Origin of the sequence: Psychrobacter sp. UBA3480, from assembly GCF_002377945.1 — a bacterium.
In the GTDB taxonomy this organism is placed as follows: domain Bacteria; phylum Pseudomonadota; class Gammaproteobacteria; order Pseudomonadales; family Moraxellaceae; genus Psychrobacter.
In genome coordinates this window covers 101,128-122,398 of sequence record NZ_DFQV01000020.1, presented here as the reverse complement: position 1 = coordinate 122,398, position 21,271 = coordinate 101,128, and the positions used below count along the sequence as shown (strand labels likewise).

Annotated in this window: 18 protein-coding genes and 1 riboswitch; of the genes, 6 read left to right on the top strand and 12 right to left on the bottom strand. The window is 43.3% G+C overall.

Annotation, left to right across the window (positions count from 1 at the left end; all coding sequences use genetic code 11):
- On the bottom strand, positions 1-515 hold a 515-nt coding region (locus tag B2863_RS07825; protein WP_296208997.1), incomplete at its 3' end, for a LytR/AlgR family response regulator transcription factor.
- 329 nt (positions 516-844) lie between these two features.
- Complete coding sequence (locus B2863_RS07820) at positions 845-1,870, bottom strand: histidine kinase (protein WP_296208994.1); 1,026 nt, start codon at positions 1,868-1,870, stop codon at positions 845-847.
- Positions 1,871-2,109: 239 nt separating this feature from the next.
- Here B2863_RS07820 and argH point away from each other — a divergent pair, with 239 nt between their 5' ends.
- Together argH and B2863_RS07810 are read left to right on the top strand one after the other, a co-directional pair.
- Positions 2,110-3,483 (top strand): argininosuccinate lyase, encoded by a 1,374-nt coding sequence (gene argH / locus B2863_RS07815; protein ID WP_296209791.1) that lies wholly within the window; start codon positions 2,110-2,112, stop codon positions 3,481-3,483.
- Positions 3,484-3,800: 317 nt separating this feature from the next.
- A complete protein-coding gene (locus tag B2863_RS07810) occupies positions 3,801-4,091 on the top strand; it encodes an oxidative damage protection protein (protein WP_057757820.1) in 291 nt (96 codons plus the stop codon).
- A 97-nt stretch (positions 4,092-4,188) separates the two neighbouring features.
- Here B2863_RS07810 and phoU read toward each other — a convergent pair whose 3' ends face one another.
- The 5 genes from phoU to pstS form a co-directional block, all read right to left on the bottom strand.
- A complete protein-coding gene (gene phoU / locus B2863_RS07805) occupies positions 4,189-4,974 on the bottom strand; it encodes a phosphate signaling complex protein PhoU (RefSeq protein WP_296208991.1) in 786 nt (261 codons plus the stop codon).
- Positions 4,975-5,093: 119 nt separating this feature from the next.
- Complete coding sequence (pstB, locus tag B2863_RS07800) at positions 5,094-6,014, bottom strand: phosphate ABC transporter ATP-binding protein PstB (protein ID WP_414706907.1); 921 nt, start codon at positions 6,012-6,014, stop codon at positions 5,094-5,096.
- Between the two features lie 88 nt (positions 6,015-6,102).
- Positions 6,103-7,008 (bottom strand): phosphate ABC transporter permease PstA, encoded by a 906-nt coding sequence (pstA, locus tag B2863_RS07795; protein WP_296208988.1) that lies wholly within the window; start codon positions 7,006-7,008, stop codon positions 6,103-6,105.
- A 61-nt stretch (positions 7,009-7,069) separates the two neighbouring features.
- Positions 7,070-8,023: a phosphate ABC transporter permease subunit PstC gene (pstC, locus tag B2863_RS07790; protein ID WP_191114511.1), complete on the bottom strand. Its 954-nt coding sequence runs from the start codon at positions 8,021-8,023 to the stop codon at positions 7,070-7,072.
- A 209-nt stretch (positions 8,024-8,232) separates the two neighbouring features.
- Entirely contained in the window at positions 8,233-9,399 is a 1,167-nt protein-coding gene (gene pstS / locus B2863_RS07785; protein ID WP_057757805.1) for a phosphate ABC transporter substrate-binding protein PstS, read from the bottom strand.
- 293 nt (positions 9,400-9,692) lie between these two features.
- Positions 9,693-9,837: riboswitch (TPP riboswitch) on the top strand.
- Positions 9,838-10,085: 248 nt separating this feature from the next.
- Between pstS and thiC the strand changes: the two genes are divergently transcribed.
- Positions 10,086-12,200 (top strand): phosphomethylpyrimidine synthase ThiC, encoded by a 2,115-nt coding sequence (gene thiC, locus B2863_RS07780; protein WP_296208985.1) that lies wholly within the window; start codon positions 10,086-10,088, stop codon positions 12,198-12,200.
- Between the two features lie 122 nt (positions 12,201-12,322).
- Here the strand turns inward: thiC and B2863_RS07775 are convergent, their stop codons facing one another.
- Entirely contained in the window at positions 12,323-13,213 is an 891-nt protein-coding gene (locus B2863_RS07775; protein ID WP_296208984.1) for a fructose bisphosphate aldolase, read from the bottom strand.
- A 176-nt stretch (positions 13,214-13,389) separates the two neighbouring features.
- Complete coding sequence (locus B2863_RS07770) at positions 13,390-14,238, bottom strand: EamA/RhaT family transporter (protein ID WP_296208982.1); 849 nt, start codon at positions 14,236-14,238, stop codon at positions 13,390-13,392.
- A gap of 369 nt (positions 14,239-14,607) precedes the next feature.
- On the opposite strand from B2863_RS07770, the gene B2863_RS07765 reads away from it, so the two are divergent.
- The 3 genes from B2863_RS07765 to B2863_RS07755 all read left to right on the top strand — a co-directional run bounded on the left by B2863_RS07765 (position 14,608) and on the right by B2863_RS07755 (position 18,134).
- Positions 14,608-16,524 carry an ABC transporter ATP-binding protein gene (locus B2863_RS07765; RefSeq protein ID WP_296208979.1) on the top strand — a complete coding sequence of 639 codons (1,917 nt, stop codon included), beginning with the start codon at positions 14,608-14,610 and terminating at the stop codon, positions 16,522-16,524.
- 81 nt (positions 16,525-16,605) lie between these two features.
- Positions 16,606-17,496 carry an alpha/beta fold hydrolase gene (locus tag B2863_RS07760; RefSeq protein WP_296208977.1) on the top strand — a complete coding sequence of 297 codons (891 nt, stop codon included), beginning with the start codon at positions 16,606-16,608 and terminating at the stop codon, positions 17,494-17,496.
- 20 nt (positions 17,497-17,516) lie between these two features.
- On the top strand, positions 17,517-18,134 hold the full coding sequence (locus B2863_RS07755) for an alpha-ketoglutarate-dependent dioxygenase AlkB family protein (RefSeq protein ID WP_296208974.1): 618 nt from the start codon (positions 17,517-17,519) through the stop codon (positions 18,132-18,134).
- A gap of 32 nt (positions 18,135-18,166) precedes the next feature.
- Here the strand turns inward: B2863_RS07755 and B2863_RS07750 are convergent, their stop codons facing one another.
- The 3 genes from B2863_RS07750 to B2863_RS07740 form a co-directional block, all read right to left on the bottom strand.
- Entirely contained in the window at positions 18,167-19,024 is an 858-nt protein-coding gene (locus B2863_RS07750; protein WP_296208972.1) for an EcsC family protein, read from the bottom strand.
- A 195-nt stretch (positions 19,025-19,219) separates the two neighbouring features.
- A complete protein-coding gene (locus B2863_RS07745; RefSeq protein WP_296208969.1) occupies positions 19,220-20,251 on the bottom strand; it encodes an NADP-dependent oxidoreductase in 1,032 nt (343 codons plus the stop codon).
- Positions 20,252-20,437: 186 nt separating this feature from the next.
- Positions 20,438-21,193 carry an endonuclease/exonuclease/phosphatase family protein gene (locus B2863_RS07740; protein ID WP_296208967.1) on the bottom strand — a complete coding sequence of 252 codons (756 nt, stop codon included), beginning with the start codon at positions 21,191-21,193 and terminating at the stop codon, positions 20,438-20,440.
- Between the last annotated feature and the right edge of the window lie 78 nt (positions 21,194-21,271).

Genomic DNA, 21,271 nt, shown 5'->3' with positions numbered 1-21,271 from the left:
TCTTTGTGACGCACTTTGACGTATTTTTGATCTGCTGCAAAATAGTAGATATCTTTTAGCTTAATCAGTTCAACACCGCGATGCGTACGAGCAGCGATATGTTCACGTATCGGACGTGCTGTCGGGTCTTCAAGCTTGCGAATTTCGTTTAGTTGAGCGGCATTTAGGTTCTTTGCTTTGTTTAATGCCTCTAGTAGCTCATCTTTGTTTGCAGGTTTCAACAAATAGCCAATTGCATTGGCTTTTAATGCTGCGATCGCATAATGGTCGTATGCCGTCACAAATATAATCGCTGGTGGATGCTCAAGTTTGGCAAGCTCTTGAGCACAGCGCACTCCGTCCATTTCAGGCATTCGGATATCTAATAATATGATATCTGGCTGCTGGGTTTTTACAGCGACGATGGCTTCTGCACCTGTTGTGGCCTGAGCAACTACCTCATGGCCTGACTCCTGTACAATTCTCACCAAGCGCTCACGCGCTAGGGGCTCATCATCACAAACTACGATACGCATGCAAACTCCCATCCAAGGACATACTTAATATTTTTTTCAATAGTATTACGGCTATATTAGCACTCATTATCAATCACTTAGAATATAAAATCTAAATTATTTAATAAAATTCTGACGAAAACCACCAGTTTTTATAGCGGACAATATACTCCTGCTATAGGTAGATTTTATATGGTGTAATTGTGTTTCACGGTAGTTATGATATTACTGATTCGTAATCATTATTTATCAAATACAAATTGTGATACCTATGCATGGTAATGCAATAAGTATGCCATATAAGATTTTAAGAGTTGAAAAAATGAAGAAAGCTAATAAAGAATAGTAAGTTATAAACCGACGTCTTGTAGAGGATAGTCGATAATGGTGATAATTTGAGTGCTGGCTACCGAGCTTTGTATATCAGCACTTTGTCCAAAATGGGCGCGCAAACGATCAGCTTGAATATAGAAATCAATATGTTGGCGCAAGTCATGATTAATGATTAATGTCTTTTTGGGAAGCGCAACATCAATCATGATTTTAACTCGGTGTTGTTCCCACGTGACTTCGATATTAATGCAGATAGTTTCTGTGGTCATCTCTACCACATTGAGGAGTATTTTCTCTAGCACGCTTTGTAGCGTTAGCGCAGTGATAACCATGTCGTACATGATATCTTCTTCAGGTAACTTCCAATTGACTTCGAGCTTATCTGCTAAACGACTAGATTCGATTGCCAAATAATGCTCACAAAGATCAACCTCTTCTTCAAAGCTAATCTCGCGTGTACCACTAAAACTAGCACGGAACAATGCAGAGACGTGCTGTAATAAGATAGCGGCTTTTGGCGGGTTTGATTCAATCAGTGATACAAGTGTATTGATAGTATTAAAGAAAAAGTGCGGAGCCGTACGGGCTTTTATTAGATCATTTTGAGCGGTCAATTTATATTCAAAGGACAACTTAAGCGCATTAAGCTCACGATAGCTACGCAAAAAATACAATAAGAACACAGCAGTAAAACCACCGGTAAGCACTGTGTTGAAAAGCAAATTAATGACAAAAGCTTGACGGTTATACTCCATCCACCCTAGATTGATCATAACCAAAACCACCAACACCATAGAGACCGTGGCAGAAAACATCATGAGCATGACAATACGCAAACTCACACTAGGAATGCTCGCGTTTTTGAAGACAGGACGCAAATAATCGACCAAATATAGTGCGGGAATAACTGTCAGTGCATTTTGTATCACGCGAGAAAAAAACTTGATAATAAAATCAGACCAGCCTGATAGACCATGGCGCTCAATCACCGTCAAAAACAGTGACCAAAAAAAGATATATGTCAGCCACTGCCAAGGCCTCATGATTTCCATGAGTTTAGGAATAAAAAACTCTAAGCGTGTAGCTAGTAAGGCAACCTCATCATTTGCTATACTCGAGTTCTTATTCTCTTGACTTGTCTTGTACCGATATGAACGCCAATTCTTCAAAACCTAGTAATCCTGAATCAAGTAAAAGTTCATCTGACTCTGATTTTAGCACAGATGCTTCTATAACAAGTACCACAACGCAGACTGCGCCTGCTAGTAGCCAAGGCCAACAAATGTGGGGCGGGCGCTTTAGTGAAGCGACAGATAGCTTCGTTGCCGCCTTTACTGCTTCTGTAGGCTTTGACCAACGCTTTGCTCGTCACGATATTCAAGGCTCGATTGCGCATGCAACGATGCTGAAAGAATGTGATATTTTAACTGCTGATGAAGTCGCCACTATTATTGATGGCCTTCAGCAAGTATTGCGCGAGATTGAAGCAGGTGAGTTTAACTGGTCGATCGCCCTTGAAGACGTGCATATGAACGTCGAGTCACGTTTGACTGACATTATAGGTGCCGTTGGTAAAAAGCTACATACTGGTCGTAGCCGTAACGATCAGGTAGCCACAGACATTCGCCTATGGTTGCGCGAAGAGACTGATAATATCATTGAGTTATTAGTACGTTTGCAAAGTGGTTTACTTGATTTGGCTGAGCAACATACTGATACTATCATGCCAGGCTTCACTCATTTGCAAACAGCACAGCCTGTTAGCTTTGGGCATCACGTGATGGCATGGTTTGAGATGTTGTATCGCGATACCGAGCGTCTTGTTGATGCACGTCGCCGTATCAATCAGATGCCACTTGGTAGCGCAGCGCTTGCTGGTACGACTTTCCCAATCGATCGTACCATCACTGCCGAACTACTAGGTTTTGAAGGTATCTGTCAAAACTCACTCGATGCTGTTTCGGACCGTGACTTTGCGATTGAGTTTACTTCAGCGGCTTCTATCCTGATGATGCATATGTCACGCATGAGCGAAGAGATTATTCTTTGGATGTCAGCGCAGTTTAATTTTGTGCAGATACCAGACCGCTTCTGTACTGGCTCATCGATTATGCCGCAAAAGAAGAACCCTGACGTACCGGAGTTGGTACGTGGTAAAGCGGCACGTGTCTTTGGTCAGTTGATGACTTTGCTTAGCCTAATGAAGAGCCAGCCACTTGCCTACAACAAAGACAACCAAGAAGACAAAGAGCCTTTGTTTGATTGCGTTGATACGTTGACAGGTTCGCTGCTTGCCTTTGCTGATATGCTACCAAACATCACGCCAAACGTCGATGCCATGCGTGCTGCGACGATGAAAGGCTATGCGACTGCAACTGACTTGGCAGATTACTTAGTACGTCAAGGTGTGGCATTCCGTGACGCTCATGAAGTCGTTGGTAACGCTGTTGCTTTAGGCATCAAAGAGGGTGTTGATCTAAGTGATTTGTCATTGGCACAGCTACAGCAATTTAGCGATGCTATCGGTGAAGATGTCTTCGACTATCTAACGCTAGAAGGCTCATTAGCAGCTCGTGACCATTTAGGTGGCACTGCACCAAACCAAGTCAAGCAAGCGGTGATCAATGGCCGTGCTCGCTTAAAAGCCTTTGCTTAATCATTAATTTGCAAATAACAGCCAACTTGCTAATTTAAACTTAACACCCGCTACTTATGCGGGTGTTTTTATTTGTCCTATGACCTCTACTGGTTTGGCCAATGTCATTTTCAAAATATCACTAGCTTTGGAAATTTCAATAAAAAGGTCAAACGTAGTTAGTGTTTGTCATACACCAACTACCAGAGACTTTATAACAAATGAATAGAGGCTTGACGATATACATTAGTACCCTTTGCTAAATCTACCAAGACCGTTATCATAGACTCATATGATATTTGATTTAACCACTTAATATAATGAATAAGGAATGCCTTATGACTGAGACTTTCAACCCTCAAGCAAATACTGTGTTTTGCCGTAAATATAAGCAAGATTTACCAAAGATGCCGCATCCACCCTTCCCTAATAAAAAAGGTCAAGAGCTGCAAGAGACCGTATCTGAAAAGGCGTGGAAAGAATGGCTTGAGCATCAAACGATGCTTATTAATGAAAACCATCTAAGCATGATGGATCCTGCTGCCAAAAAGTTTTTGACAGAGCAGCGTGATAAGTTCTTAGACAACGAAGACTATGAGCGTGCACAAGGCTGGACACCAGAAAGCTAGTATTTACTGGCTTTCTACTAGCTACATTTAGTAGTTATAAAAAAACGCGCTTACTTTAGCGCGTTTTTTTATTATAAGGTGAAGATCACAGTCATTCCTAGCAGCCTTCATCACTATCTGACGTTTCAAGATCATTGGCTGACAATGTACTAACTTGACGAGCAGCCAATCGGTCATTGGCTTCTTGCACCGCTTTTTCGACCATCGCATAGTCTGAATGACGCACGTCCTGCCCACTGATATAGTTAATGACTAGCTCTGCGACATTTTGTGCATGGTCACCAATACGCTCTAGCGATCGTAATATCCACATAATATTAATGACTTTTGATACATGGCGCGAGTCTTCCATAATATAGGTCATCAAGGCGCGTATGGCTGACTGATATTCGGTATTGACCACGCTATCATTACGCATCACTTCAAACGCTTGCTCCGCATTTGATTGACTAAAAGCTTCTAACGAGTTGTTTAGCATCAGACGAACTTGATTGCTCAAATGCTGAACCTCAGCATAGCCGTATGCTGATTTGCCTTCTGCCGCTATTTTACTGGCCATTCGCGCAATTTTTACCGCTTCATCGCCGATACGTTCCAAATCGACCACACCTTTACTGATTGACATGACTAAGCGCAAATCACTGGCTGCTGGCTGGCGTTTGGCGACCAATAATAAAATGTGCTCGTCGAGTTCGACTTCCATTCGATTGATATCGAAGTCCATATCGATGACTTCTTGCGCCAGTGTTTCATCTTTATCGATAAGAGCGTGTATGGCTTTGGCCACTTGGTTAGCCGCGCTATCACCCATGTATAGAAATAAACGGATGGCTTCATCAAGATCTTGGTCAAAACTTTTGGAGATATGCTTATCACTTTGCATGAGAGGTATTCCCTAGAATCTATATTTTAATAGCGCGGTGTGCTTGCGAAGTTAGAAAGTCGGCTTATGACATGTTAACTAGCTTTGTCTGCTTGTACCGATTTCAATCTCAATCAATGTTAGCCATAACGACCTGTAATATAGTCTTCCGTCGCGGTTTGGGTAGGTTTGGTAAATATCTGATCGGTCTCACCCATCTCAATCATATCGCCTAAATACATATAGACCGTATAGTCAGATACGCGTGCCGCCTGCTGCATATTATGAGTGACGATAGCGATGGTATAGTCGTTTTTCAGATCTTCGATCAAATCTTCGATAGCACCCGTCGAGATAGGATCCAGTGCTGATGTCGGCTCGTCAAGCAACAGTACTTCAGGTTTGGTCGCGACGCTACGTGCGATACATAGACGCTGCTGCTGGCCACCTGATAGCGACAGTCCTGATGCTTTTAGCTTGTCTTTCACTTCTGGCCATAGCGCTGATTTTTTCAGTGCCCACTCTACGCGATGATCCAGCTCAGCCTTACTTAATTTTTCGTACAGTCGTACGCCAAAGGCGACATTGTCATAGATTGACATCGGGAACGGCGTTGGCTTCTGAAAAACCATACCAACTTGAGCACGCAATAAGTTCACATCGATGTCTTTACCCAAGATGTTTTTGCCATCTAAATTAATGCTTCCTTCTGCACGCATACCTGGATATAGATCGTACATGCGGTTAAAGGTACGTAGTAGCGTAGACTTGCCACAACCTGAAGGACCAATAAAAGCAGTCACTTTTTTATCGGCGATATCGATATTGATGTTTTTTAATGCCTGAAAATCATCGTAATAGAAGTTTAGATCTCGAACTTCCATTTTTGCAGCAGGCATGTTCTTAGGAATATCTTGAATCGTTTGCTTACTGAAATCAGCAGTGTTTGGTTGCTGAGCTTGGGCGCTAGTAGACATGGGTCTATTTAATAGGCTGCCTGTTGCCGTATTAAAGTTGTCAGCAGTCGTGTTCGTACGGACGTTGCTTAGGACATCATTCATAATATTTCAACCTAGCTCAATTAATTTCATATAAGTTTAAGTAAATGCTTAGCGTGTAGCGTGCTACGGTCTGGTCTGCTCTCAGCCCTTATTTGGGCTGACCTCTACCACCGATAAATCTTGCCAAAATATTCAATACTAGGACAGATGCGGTGATAAGTAATGCTGCCGCCCAAGCCAATGTATGCCAGTTGTCATAAGGACTCATCGCAAACTGGTAAATGGTATTGGGTAAGTTAGCAATAGGCTGACCCATATCTGTACTGAAGTACTGATTGTTAAGTGCGGTAAATAGTAACGGTGCTGTCTCACCGGTGATTCGAGCAAAAGCCAATAGCACACCTGTGGTCAGTCCAGCTCGCGCAGCTTTTACAGTTACCTGAGTGACCAGCTTCCATTTAGGAGTACCTAGCGCATAGGCCGCTTCACGTAGACTATTCGGTACCAGATTCAGCATGTTTTCTGTCGTACGCACGACTACCGGAATAACAATCAATGCCAATGCTAACGCGCCTGCCCAACCAGAGAAACTTTGACCTTTTACCATCAGTGCATAGATAAATAGACCGATGACAATCGATGGTGCTGACAATAGAATATCATTTAAAAAGCGAGTGACCTTGCCAAGCATACTACCTTTAGAAAACTCAGATAAGTAAATACCTGTCATAAGGCCAATAGGTGCACCGATAAACAAGCCTGAAAACGCCAACATGACCGAACCAACAATAGCATTGCGCAAACCGCCTGCACTCATTGGTGGCGGCGTATCAGCGGTAAAGATTGGTAGCTGCACCATACCTTGGAAGCCTTCAACAAACAAAGTCACCAAAATCCATGACAACCAAAACAGGCCAAAAACCATCGCTGACATAGCAAAACCCAGACCTAACTTGTTGGTCAAACGACGCTTGTTATAAAGGCTTTGATTGTAGCGGGTAGCGCCGTTTAGCTTAGTAGGTAGTGGTGCATTGATCGCATTGTTAGCAGGCATAATATTTATTTCCCATATCTTTTATCAATATCTATCAAGGTTCAATAAATCGGTAACAGACTTATCGGTTACCTGCTTTGTGATCCATGCGCATGAGCATCAGTTTTGCTAAAGACAGCACAATGAAGGTGATGACAAATAAGATTAAGCCTAAATGTAGTAGAGACGCAAGATGTAGCTCACTAGACGCTTCAGCAAACTCATTGGCCAAGGCTGAGGTAATTGTCACACCAGAAGTGAATAGGCTTGGACTGATATTAAACGCATTACCAATCAAGAAAGTAACGGCCATCGTCTCACCCAATGCTCGACCAAGACCCAAAATTACACCACCAACGACACCAGCTTTGGTATAAGGCAGGATAATCTTGAACATGACTTCCCAAGTCGTCGCGCCCATGCCATATGCTGACTCTTTCAGTAAATCTGGTACGACAGAGAAAACATCGCGCATGGTGGCAGCGATGAACGGTATGATCATAATGGCAAGTACTAGGGAGGCGGTAAACATACCCAGTCCCATAGGCGCACCTGCAAACAGTTTACCGATAATAGGCAAAGGCCCGACGTGCTCAATGAACCATGGCTGAATGTGATCACCAAAGAATGGCGCAAATACGAACAATCCCCACATACCATAAATGATAGATGGGATACCAGCCAACAACTCAATGGCGATACCAAGTGGTTTTTTGAGGAACTTAGGGCACATCTCGGTTAAAAATATCGCAATACCGAAACTGACTGGAACCGCGATAATAATAGCGATAAATGAGGTGACTAAGGTGCCGTAAATAGGCGCTAGTGCCCCGTATTCATTGGCAACTGTATCCCAGTTATTGCTGGTATAAAACCCCAAACCAAACTCTTGAATACTCGGCCATGCTCCAACAATTAGAGACACCAAAATGCCCCCTAAAGATAGGAGGACGAGTATGGCAAACGCTTTAGTAGAATTCACAAATAAAGCGTCGTAACGTTTTTGTTTAGCCAGTTGGGACCTTAAGTCTGTCATAAGTGTCTCAGCATTGAATGGAATGAGTCGAAATATTAAAAAGATGTATCTCAGGTTTTAACACAACAAACTTAAACGGTATGAGTAAGCATATTTATCGAGATGTATTCATCAAATTTGCTGTGTTAAAACCTCTCAAATAACTACCGGAGAATAGTTATTCGAGAGGATAACTTGTCGGTTGCTAAATAGTATTTAGCAGAAACAAATTACTGAGCTGGCTTGTAGACAGGCTGTCCATCGCTACCTTTCACTTCGTTCCACTTCTCTTTGAACAATGCCACTGCTGTGTCAGAGAATGGTACGTAGTCTAGTTCCATAGCGCTGTCATCACCTTGGGTATAAGCCCAGTCAAAGAAGTTCAACACGCCAGCGACTTGCTGAGGATTTTCTGGTTGCTTATGTACCAAAATAAAGGTCGCAGCAGCGATAGGCCATGCTTGGTCAGTTTCAGAGTTGGTGATGACTTTATAAAAGCCTTCTTGTTGTGACCAGTCGATATCACCTGCCGCAGCAAACGTCTCAGCAGATGGCTGTACAATGTTACCAGCTGCGTTTTTCAGCGCAGTATGTGACATCTTATTTTGCTTAGCGTAAGCATACTCAACATAGCCGATAGAGTTTTTCATGCGGTTCACGTAGCTTGAAACGCCTTCGTTACCTTTACCGCCTGCACCAGTAGCAGAAGTCGGCCATTTGACGGTTTTATCAACACCAACGGTGTCTTTCCAGTCTGGTGAAACCTTGGCAAGATAGTCAGTAAAGTTAAACGTCGTACCTGAACCATCTGAGCGGAATACTGTTGTGATTGGGGCATCTGGCAAGGTCAAATCTGGGTTCATCGCCTTAATCGCAGGGTCATTCCAGTTACTGATTTTACCCAAATAGATATCAGCCAACGTTGTGCCGTCTAGTTTCAATGCACCAGGCTCAACACCATCAATGTTGACGATTGGTACAACACCACCGATGACTGTTGGGAACTGAATCAAACCTGCTTCGTCTAACTCTTCAGGTGTCATCGGTGCATCAGAAGCACCAAAGTCTACTGTCTTTGACTGAATTTGTTTGATACCACCAGATGAACCAATCGACTGATAGTTGACTTGGCCGCCGGTCGCAGCATTGTAGTCATATGACCATTTCGCATAGATAGGCTGCGGGAACGACGCACCTGCACCTGTAATATTCATAGCGATATTTTCAGCAGATTTAAAATCTGACGTAGCAGAAGATGCTGTTTGAGAGGTTGTTTCAGCTGTTGTCACAGCGCTACTGCTAGTATCAGCAGTTGGCTCCGCCGTATCTGTTGACTTATTACACGCCGTAAGCATTAATGTACAACTGACGGCCACTGCTAATAACGAATAACGCATGTAGGACTCCTGAAGTTTAACAACGGTATAAAAAAGCATTGCTTGTGATATGCGTGCTATCTTGCCAAATCTTTATGACAGTTTAATGACAACTTCTAGAATCCTTCATTCGCTTTACATAATATTTGAATAATTTATCTACAGCCTAGCAGTACTAAGCATCCTCATCTATCAACACTCAAAAAAATTATTCACGCAAATATGGAACTGTATGTATGACACAGAATATTTGTATCCAAATACCATTAGCCGTTGGTACAGAATTTTGTTAGTATGAAGGCTGATTTACAACACTGACAGACTCGGGGTGCGGTGTATTTTTGGCTCATTTTATTAAACTTGTTTTATTAAAGTAGTCGCCTTGATACATTCGCTGAGAGATCACCCGCCGAACCTGATGCGGTTAGTACCGACGCAGGGAAGTCTTAAGCACTTTGTTATTTATGACAAAGGGCGCGTAGAAATACATTTTTATCGTCACTACTGTCTTGATATGCGTGATGCATAACCGGATAAGAAGAGAAGATATAAATTTGCGTCCAATATTTGATGAGCACCATGCGCGACGATATTTTTTGGTCGAAGTTGTGGGTTCATGATATAAATTTGTCTAGATGATGGATGGCTACCCCCGCAGATACTGGCGGTGTTGATTTTATTCAAAAACCAACACGCTAGGACAGCATATGACTACTGCAGACACTACCTCAATTGCACCGAAAGCCCAAACGCATAACCCAGCCGACAACTCAACGCTTGCTTCAAATGCTGCTGACACGACCAACGTCAAAGCAGATAAAAAAGCAGATGCGCTAAAAACCCCTGCTCACCGTGCCGCAAGTGATGCCCGTTTCGAAGAAGATGCGCGCGACTTGCACCGTATTTTACCTGCCTCACGAAAAGTCTATATCGAAGGCTCAAGACCTGACATCCAAGTACCGATGCGTGAAATCAGCTTGGCTGATACGCCTGTTGGTGGCACCGGAGATAAAGACGGTGAGCATAATCCACCGTTTTATGTGTATGACACCTCAGGTGTATATACTGACCCTAATGTCGATATCGACCTCACACGTGGATTGCCAAAACTGCGTGAGAACTGGATTGCAGAACGCAATGATACAGAGCAGTTAAGCGGCCTATCTAGCTCATACGGACAAGCACGTGCTCGTGATATCAGTACTGCCAATCTTAGATTTGCTCATATTGATAAACCGCGTCGCGCCAAAGCAGGACAGAACGTCACGCAAATGTACTACGCACGTCGTGGCATCATCACTCCTGAGATGGAATATATCGCCATACGCGAAACGCAAAAACAGCATGAACTGACCGATATGCGTCAACACGATGGCGAGAGCTTCGGTGCCAATACGCCTCAAATCATTACCCCTGAATTTGTTCGTGATGAAGTAGCGGCTGGACGCGCTATTATCCCAAACAATATTAATCACCCTGAATCTGAGCCAATGATCATCGGGCGCAATTTCTTGGTGAAAATCAATGCCAATATCGGTAACTCAGCGCTAGGTTCGTCTATCGATGAAGAAGTATCTAAAATGACGTGGGCAACACGTTGGGGTGCGGATACCATTATGGATTTATCAACGGGTAATCATATTCATGAAACCCGTGAATGGCTAATCCGTAACTCTCCTGTGCCGATTGGTACGGTACCGATTTATCAAGCATTAGAAAAAGTCGATGGCGTCGCTGAAGACCTTACATGGGAAATATTCCGTGATACGTTGATTGAGCAAGCAGAGCAAGGCGTAGATTACTTTACTATTCACGCTGGCGTGCTATTACGCTATGTGCCGCTCACCGCAAAACGTCTGACAGGTATCGTCTCACGCGGTGGTTCTATCATGGCGCAGTGGTGTCTAGCCCATCACAAAGAAAGCTTTTTATACACGCATTTCGAAGATATCTGCGAGATTATGAAACAGTACGATGTGGCGTTTAGTTTAGGTGATGGTCTACGCCCTGGCTGCTTGCAAGATGCCAATGATGAAGCGCAGTTCGGTGAGCTACGTACGCTTGGTGAATTGACCAAAGTGGCATGGGAGCACGATGTACAGGTGATGATTGAAGGCCCTGGACACGTCGCGATGAACCGCATTAAAGAAAACATGGACTTGCAGCTTGAGCTATGTGCTGACGCGCCTTTCTACACTTTAGGGCCATTAACGACAGACATCGCTCCAGGTTATGACCATATTACTAGCGCCATCGGAGCTGCGATGATTGGTTGGTTTGGTACAGCGATGCTATGCTATGTCACGCCAAAAGAGCACTTGGGTCTACCAAACAAAAAAGATGTAAAAGATGGCATTATTACTTATAAAATTGCCGCACACGCTGCCGACCTTGCTAAAGGTCATCCAGGAGCACAGGCACGTGACAACGCACTATCTAAAGCACGTTTTGAATTCCGCTGGGATGATCAGTTCAATCTAGCGCTCGATCCTGATACTGCACGCGAATATCATGATGAGACGTTGCCAAAAGACGCACACAAATCGGCACACTTTTGCTCCATGTGTGGCCCTAAGTTTTGTTCAATGAAAATCACTCAAAACGTGCGTGAATATGCAGCAGGACTAGATAAAGATGCTGCCAACCAAAAAGTAACGCCGCAAACGGGCGACCTAACCGATGCTAGTCACTTAATCAAAGAGGTAGATACAGAGCTTGTCGGACAAGTTGGGGAGGCCACTGCTGAGGAAATTCGCCAAGGCATGGCCGAGATGACTAAGAAATATAACAACGAAGGACGTCAGTTATATAAAGAGGTGTAGAGTTAATAACCGATACTTTTAAAATAATAAAAGCCCTACTATTCAAGTATTTTTATACTTATCTAGTAGGGCTTTTTTGCTTATTTACTCATGATTTATGTGCGAATTTTTATTTACTACGTTTACACTTTTGACGCTTCATAAATCTCTTCAATTGAGGCATTGATGGTTTCAGCAAACTCGCTATCGTTTTGTTGCTTACTCAAGCCTTCGGTAAAGGCACGCGAGAAGCTCGCAATCATACCTGGGTTTTGTTTGAGCTTGGCGCAAGCATCGCTACGACTATAGCCACCAGATAACGCCACAACTTTTAGCACTTTAGGATGGTCAATCAGCTCCTGATAAAACCCTGCTTCTTCTGGTAACGTCAGCTTGAGCATCACTTGATGTTTGTCACTTAAGCGTTCTAGATTACGCAGTATATCTGCCTTTAGCAGTAGCTCGCACTCATGCTTTTGAGTGCTATCAATATTGACCTCTGGCTCAACGATTGGCATCAGGCCTTTTGAAATAATCTGCTTCGCCACATCAAACTGCTGCTGTACCACAAGCTCGATACCATCGACGTTTGGCTCATAAATGACTGAGCGCATTTTAGTACCGAATACGGGATAGTTTTTTGCTTTATCCAATAATAGATCTAAATTCGGGATTGGCTTCATAACTTGTACGCCGCTCATTTGCTCAGCCAGACCTTTATCTACCTTCAAAAATGGTACGATACTTTTATCTTCCCATAGGTAATTGGCCGTCGACTTACCATTGACTTCGCGCTCCATGGTGTCTTCAAACAAGATTGCACCAAGTACACGCTCACTATCAAAACAGTCACACGTCATGATACGAGCACGCATTTCATGAACCAAATCAAACATGGCCTCATCATTATCATAGTCGTCGCTGCTGACACCATAAGTCTCTAACGCTTTCGGTGTACTGCCGCCACTTTGATCAAGCGCAGCAATAAAACCTGAACCATTTTTTATACGCTGTAATTGCTTATCGTATTCCATTGAGCCTGCATCCTATTTTTATTGGTTAAGTTAAATATCATAAACTAAGCTTTTTTATTCCATACAAGCCGTGTTATTTGTAGATAACCTTATCATAGGATGATTTGTATGCCTATATAGGATAGGTGACAATATAGCCAAAAAATCATGAAACCAATACTTTTGGACAGAGTGCATTACGCCAAAAATAGCACCCCTACACAGCAGACTGCCAATAACAATCCTATTATATTGATACGGTTCAGCTGCTCTTTAAAAACACCTACGCCAATCAATGTCGCTACGGCAATAACACCGACATTCATACCAGTGAAAACAATACTGGGAGAATCATGCAGCACTTGGTGTGCCCGCACATAGGCATAAATATTGCCCATGTTTAATGCGCCGAGCAGTAGACCTGTCATAAGCGCTTGTTTTTGCCAACGTACCCGTGTGACCAGTAAATAGACTAAAAGCAATACACCTGCTACCCCGAAGCTAACCAATAGAGTCAACGGAAAGGCCGCCCCTTGTTTGGCCACTTGTTTGAACAAAATATCAATAATGCCGTAGCCTGCCCATACCCCGAATAACCACAGTGGCGTCTGCTTTGCTTGCCGAGTAATATCGTTATGCTGTGGTCGATAGACAAGCGCACCTAATGCCAGAAAACCTAACGCCAGTCCAAGTATACGTGTACCAGTCAGCACCTCACCGAATAGCAAAAAAGCCGCTACGATAGGAATGATAAGTGATAAGCGCTGAGAGGCGTCGGTTGCTACCATCCCCACCGCTTCAATAGCTCGTCCCAAAATGATAAATACGGCAGGTAATAGCACTCCAAGCGCAATGATGATGCTCCAAGCGCTATCAAGCGCATGTATGGCCCCTATATCAGGTTTTAGTAACACCCAAGTCAGTAAAAAAGCCACGGGATAGCCTGCTACGATGGTCTGACGAATATCTATATTTTTCTGGCGCAATATTTTCAAAAGTACTGAGACGGCGACGCTACATAGCACCGCTATTATTAAATACATCATTCACTGCTACCTTTTGAACTTCAATGTTGAGTTATTACTGTTCATATATTTATAAAAACCATTAAATAAAATACTTGCTAATCAGCTGATTTTCGCAATGAAATCATGCTTATAAAAGCAATATTTAAACCATGAATAAGTTCGGATGTAGAATGTAACAAAATATGTTTTCTACAGCAATCTATTTATTATGGTTATAACTGAAGCTCTCAAGACATGGCTATTCTTAAGCAAATTACAATTAGCATGCAGGTATGATTAGTAATTTTGCTAAAATAGCACCTAATCCCAATCACAAAAGTAAAGATTCTAGATAACGAGTCCTCTCGTTCATCTTGACGTACTGCTATTGATGTTTTATTACTGCCTATGAATGCTTTATTTCGCTTTTTCGAAAACCGCCTACCCGCCTTTCCAGACACCCCTATGCCATTGCCATCACCTCGCGATGGTATGCTGAAGTTTTTATGGGCATGTACCAATGGCCTACGCGGCTGGCTACTAATCTTTATGATTTTGTCCGCTGGTATCGGTATCTACGAGGCCATGCTGTTTGCTTGGATAGGTAATATCGTCGATTGGTTAGGCGTTTATACACCGCAAAACTTATGGGTAGAAAAAGGCGATATGCTACTCATCATGCTCGCTGTCATGATAGTAAGTCCATTGTGGATTGCCTTGTCATCGTTTATCCACTTTCAGACCTTGCAGGGCGTGTTTCCTATGCAGATGCGCTGGCGGTTTCATCAGCGCATGCTTGGGCAATCCATGCAGTTTTATCAGGACGAGTTTTCGGGTCGCGTCTCAGCTAAGGTAATGCAGACAGCGCTAGCAGTACGCGATACCGTGATGACTGTCACTGATATGTTTATGTATGTCTCTGTTTACTTTATCACCTCAGGGGTGATTCTGTTTAATTTAGACAGCTTACTACTCATTCCTTTTGTCATTTGGCTGGTCTTAGTTGCTATCACCATTTGGTACTTTATCCCTAAGCTCAAAGAGACAGCGATTGTGCAAGCGGATGCCCGTGCCTTAATGACAGGACGAATTACGGACGCTTATGCCAATATTATGACCGTAAAGCTATTTAGCCATTCGCGTCGTGAGCTGGGCTATGCCAAAAATGCCATGGGACAGTTTCTAGGTACGGTACATGCGCAGATGCGCTGGGTCAGCTATTTAGAAGTATCGACCCATCTTATCAGCGTGATCTTGGTCAGTAGTACGGCAGGTATTGGATTGTACTTGTGGCAACAAGGCGCAGTTGGTGTTGGTGCCATTGCTGCTGCGACTGCGATGGCGTTGCGTCTAAATGGTTTGACGCGTTGGATTATGTGGCAGACGGCCAGTTTGTTTGAGAGTATCGGTACAGTTCAAGACGGTATGCGTACGTTATCAGCACCGCAGACGATCATTGATAAACCTGACGCACCAGCGCTAGCCGTCACGGACGGTCGCATTGTGTTCGACCATGTTGACTTCAGTTATGAAAATGACGAAGAAGGCAATGGCCAAACTGGCGAAACGGTTGATAGTACCAACATCGCTAAGCGCGCTCCTAACTCATACATCAAACTATTAGACAACTTCCACTTAGATATTAAGCCAGGTGAAAAGATTGGTTTGGTTGGGCGTTCAGGTGCTGGTAAATCGACCTTAGTTAATTTGCTACTACGCTTTTTTGATGTCGATAGTGGTAAGATTCTGATTGATGGTCAAGCTATCGATGAGGTCACACAAGAATCGTTGCGCCAACAGATTGGTATGGTGACTCAAGATACGTCATTGCTACATCGTACTGTACGTGAGAACATCGCTTATGGTCGTCCTGATGCTACTGATGAAGAGATTATGATCGCTGCCAAACAAGCTCAGGCATGGGATTTCATCAAAGATTTGTACGATGACAAAGGCAATACAGGACTTGATACCCAAGTAGGTGAACGCGGAGTCAAACTATCTGGCGGTCAACGTCAACGTATTGCTATCTCACGTGTTATGCTAAAAAATGCGCCGATTTTACTTTTAGATGAAGCGACCAGTGCGCTAGATTCTGAGATCGAATATGCCATTACCGAAAGCTTAAATGACATCATGACCGGCAAGACCGTTATTGCTATCGCCCATCGCCTGTCTACTATTGCAGCACTAGATAGACTGGTCGTTATGCATCAAGGCCGTATCATTGAGCAAGGTAGTCATGATGAACTATTGGCATTGAATGGTGTCTACGCTCGACTGTGGCAGCGTCAAAGCGGTGGCTTCTTAGGTGAAGACAATTAGGATTCATTAAGTCAGCTCAATCATAAGAAGACAAACTACAAAAAAATCACTCAAAATAAGTCACAAGGAAGTGTTTATTTTATGGAAGCATTCACAAACCGTATTAATCTTGGCGGAAAACAGGCACGCTATTATGACCTTAGCCATTTTAATCAGCCGCTAGATTCAAGCTCTACTCCCCGCGCGCCAGCACATTTTTATAGTGGTAATAGTTTTACCGTTGGCACTTATACACCACTATTGAGCAAGCTAGCCACTGAATTTGATATCAGCTCACTTGCCCTACGTGGCTACTGGTATGATAAGCCGCACAGCCGCCGTCTGACGCGCGAGCAAGATGCCGATATGCTGATTAAGTTTTTAGAAAAGACCCAAGATAAGCCTGTCATAGGTATTGGTCATTCGCAAGGGGCTACGGCTACAGCGATGGCAGCTGCCAAACGTCCAGAGTTGTTTTCGCAGTTGTACCTGATCGAGCCTGTCACATTTACCAAACACCAAGCCACCTTTTATAACCTGTTGCCACGCTCTGTCCTACTGAGTCGCGAGCCTTTCAAAAGTACGTTAACTAAGCAATCTACTTGGCCAAGTATCTATAGTTATTACGAGAGCCTACGTGCGCAGCGTGCTTATAAGCGTATCAGCGATGAGCACTTGCAAGTATTTGCTGAACAAAGCTTGAGCAAAAATACAGATGGTAGCTATACGCTTATGTTTGCACCAGAACAAGAGCTGGCCAATTATTTTGGCGCCCCTCATATCGATGCTGCGCTCAAAAAACTACGCTGTCCCTACACCTTGATTACAGGGAAGCCTACCCTGTTCATCAATGACAAAGTACGAAAGCAATGGAAAAAATTTGTCCCAGTTAGCAGTCTTATTTCGCTGTCAGATTATGGGCATCTATTGCCAATGGAAGCGCCTGAACTATGCGCTCAAATTATCAACGAGCACTATCAAAGCAGTAAATAAGGATTTACAACGACTAAATTATGACTGACCTCTTTGCCCCTGCACCCACGGATAACTTACTACCCTATGATGGTAAAGTGAACGATCTAGGCGTGGTTATCGACGATGCCACTGCCCTTTATAATACTCTACTACATGAGCTACCTTGGCAGCCAGACATCGTGACGTTATTTGGTAAGACCCATCTAACTACTAGGAAAATTGTCTGGACGGGAGACAAAGATGCCAATTATCAATACTCGGGACATGTGCGGCAAACTGTTCCATGGTCAGATATGGTGTTTCACGTGAAACAAGATATCGAGCAAGCTTTAGCAGAAATCGGTGTCATCGCTAGTTTCAATACCTGCCTGCTTAATTACTACCCTTCTGGCACTGATGGTATGGGCTACCATGCTGATGACGAAAAAGAGCTCGGTCATCAACCAGTCATCGCCTCCTTGTCGCTTGGTGCCACACGTAAATTTGTTTTTAAGCATAAAAAAACTCAAGACAAAGTTGAACTTTATCTTGAGTCTGGTCAGCTCGTTGTGATGCATGGTGATACACAGACCTTTTGGAAGCATACGATTACTAAGACAAAGACGGTCGATGCTGGGCGAATCAGTCTAACGTTTCGGCATATGCTTACATCTTGATACTATCGCTGACTTAACGAATCATCTAACTCTTATGCTAGACGATCCAAAAAACGCTCACGATAACACTGGTAAGCAGCTTCACAAACATTGGCAGTGTAGCTAGCATTAACACCACCTGCGACCACTGCGCCTACCGCTGGAATAATTTGCGCCGCTTTTGTCTTAACGATGTTAGTGGCTACTTTAGTCGCTGTCTGACGCAGTACACGAGACACGACTTCTTCATTAATCTGATTAAATGCCTGAGTTTCTGGATCTTTAATCATCGCATGAGTGTCATCTAGCGCCGCTTTACGCTCCTCAACAGAGGCAGAAGTTGCCACAGCCAACAATGACATAGCAAATAGCTGTTCGCCTTTATCATTGATATCAAAGCCATAATAAGTTGCATATTCCCCAATCGCACGTAGATTGGCTGTAATAAGCCCAACGACATCAGCAGGGATACCTGCCCAGCCTACAACCCCTGTAGTCACCCCTTGCGCACTGGTTAGCGCTACATATTTGCTTTTGAAAAGCCTAACTTGTTTATCTACAACTGCAATGGGTAGACGTTTAATATCAGCCAGCGTTTCAATCGAGGAGCTATCAACATCTGCTATCTCTTGATAGCTATCGATAACGTTTTGAGTGTCTAGTATCCAATTGGCTACATCACTTAAAGCACTAATCGTTTCCTCAGTTGCTTTTTTTAAAGAATCACCAAATTGTGGAGCCTCCATTAACGCATCACCAGCTGCTACCACAGGGGTATTAAGCACTGTTAGCGTTTTATCCAAAATTCCTTTATCAGGGTTCTTCCATGCTTCTATTTCTTCACGGACTTTGGATTCATATGCAACTTGGTCAGTTATTTTTTCATTGGTGGTCTTATTGTTGATAGTCATATTATTCCCTTTATTAGTATCGTTCGTTTTCTATCCTATGATAAATAAGCAAAGACTACAGGGACGTTCTGTTGTTCAAAATAAAACTTTTGTATGATTTGTTAAGTCATCAGTTAAGTTCACTGGGTTTCAACAGACATCCCCTTACTAATAAATCCTATCAAACACTACCTAATAATTAGGCAATCTTGACATTCACTCAGCTGCCGCTAAGACAATCTTGCCGAAAGCGTCGCCTTTTTGTAGCTCCTGGTGCGCTGCAACGACTTCTGAGAGTGGATAGTTTTTTTGAATCTTTAAAGTCAGCTTACCATCGGCTACTTCCTGTAAAACACGCGCCATATCTTGACCACTACGCTGCGCTTTATAGCCTGCTACTGCTAAGTCTTTTTGCTGACCGGCTTCTTTGAGCTTATCAACCCAAATAGTTGGCAACACATTCACGCGGGCGCCTGATCTGAGTACGCTAAGCGCACGGACACCTGCTTCATCACCGACTAAATCAAGTAGCACGTCGGCTTGTAGATCAGAGAACGCTTCATCTTTGGTATAATCTATCCAACCTGCTAGCTTAGATACGTCTATCAACTCATTAAGCTTGGCGTACTTTTCTGGCGAGCAAATTACCGTCACCTTGATGTTATCTTGAGCCACTTTATTCATGAGCAATTGGATTAGTAAATGACCGACACCGCCTGCTGGTGCATTAATCACCACATGCTCGCCTGTTTTTATATCAGCAAAATCCACAAATTGTAGCGCCGTTTGTCCGATACAAGGCAAAGCACCTGCCTGCTCTAAAGTGACATTGTTTGGTACTTTTGCAAGCAGCTTAGCATCTACTGCCACATATTGCGCATAGCCACCACCGCTAAAAGTCAAGGCCGCTACTCTATCGCCCACCGCAAACTCATCACTATTGCTGCTGACTACTTCGCCTGATACATCAAATCCTAAAATAGCTGGCTGATCATTCTCAAACTTGTCTTTACGAATATTTTCCGCGCCCCAGCCTTTACCTTGGCGAGTCTTATAATCGACAGGGTTAATCCCAGCATAAGCAATTTTTACCAGTACTTGATCGTCCTGTAGCTCAGGAACATCAGCACCATCTTGGTATTTCATTACTTCAGGCTCACCGAACTCGCGTATGAGTACGGCGTGCTGAGTCTTAGGTATGTTATGGTTAGCTTGTTGATTGTTATCAGTAGTAGACGCTGTTGCCATCGTAGAATATCCTTATATTTTGTTTATCAGGCTGTACTTGTTATTCATTTTATTGAAACGTTGTACTGTTAATAGCACTTTCAATCGAGAACATGGTTAATCAATAAGATGATCAATAAAGACAATTGTTCATATATCGATAGATTGCCAATATAATACATTTAGACGAATTATTATAGTTAGGTATTAGGGCAGCATCAGTTCTGCACTAATGGGCAGATGATCTGATAGCGATGACCAAGGTTTTCCAGTGTGTACCCAAGCATCCTTCACAAGCAAATTGCGCACGTAGATACGATCTAAGCTGAGTACTGGCAGTTTTGCGGGAAAGGTTGGCAACAGCTTGCCATGACAATACTTGAACACTTCTATCATACCGAGATCTGACGCCAGTTTGTCACAAGACATCTTTTTCCAATCGTTAAAATCGCCTGCCAAAATAAGCGGTTGATCCGGCGCAATCTCATTTCGAACATAGTCACTAATCGCTTGATACTGCTTGATACGATCACGCTCAAACAAGTTCAAGTGTGCACACAATACGACAACTGGCATCCCCCAACCGATAGGCTGTACCTCACAGTGCAAGACCCCACGTTGCTCAAGCTTGTTGACCGTAATATTTACATTGTGTTTTGGATCTAGCGGGAAGCGGCTCAATACTGCATTGCCGTGGTGACCGTTTTCGTACTCTGAGTTTTTGCCGTAACTGTTTTGCAGATCTAAAAATTCGCCGAACCATTCATGCTGTGATTGATCTGGGTACTCGTTATATTGCATATTACGCTTGAGGTTTTGGCCTTGCACTTCTTGTAAACACAAGACGTCTGAACCCACAGACTCTAGCGCCTGAGCAATACCTTGCATCTTCACTTGGCGATTCAGCGGTGACATGCCTTTGTGGATGTTGTAGCTGGTTAAAACAAAAGAGGTGGTAGTCATAGTTTGGTTAGTTGTACGCTCATTATTTATGGAGTAAAGATCAATGGCTCAGCTACGATAGCACCCATAGTGATGGTA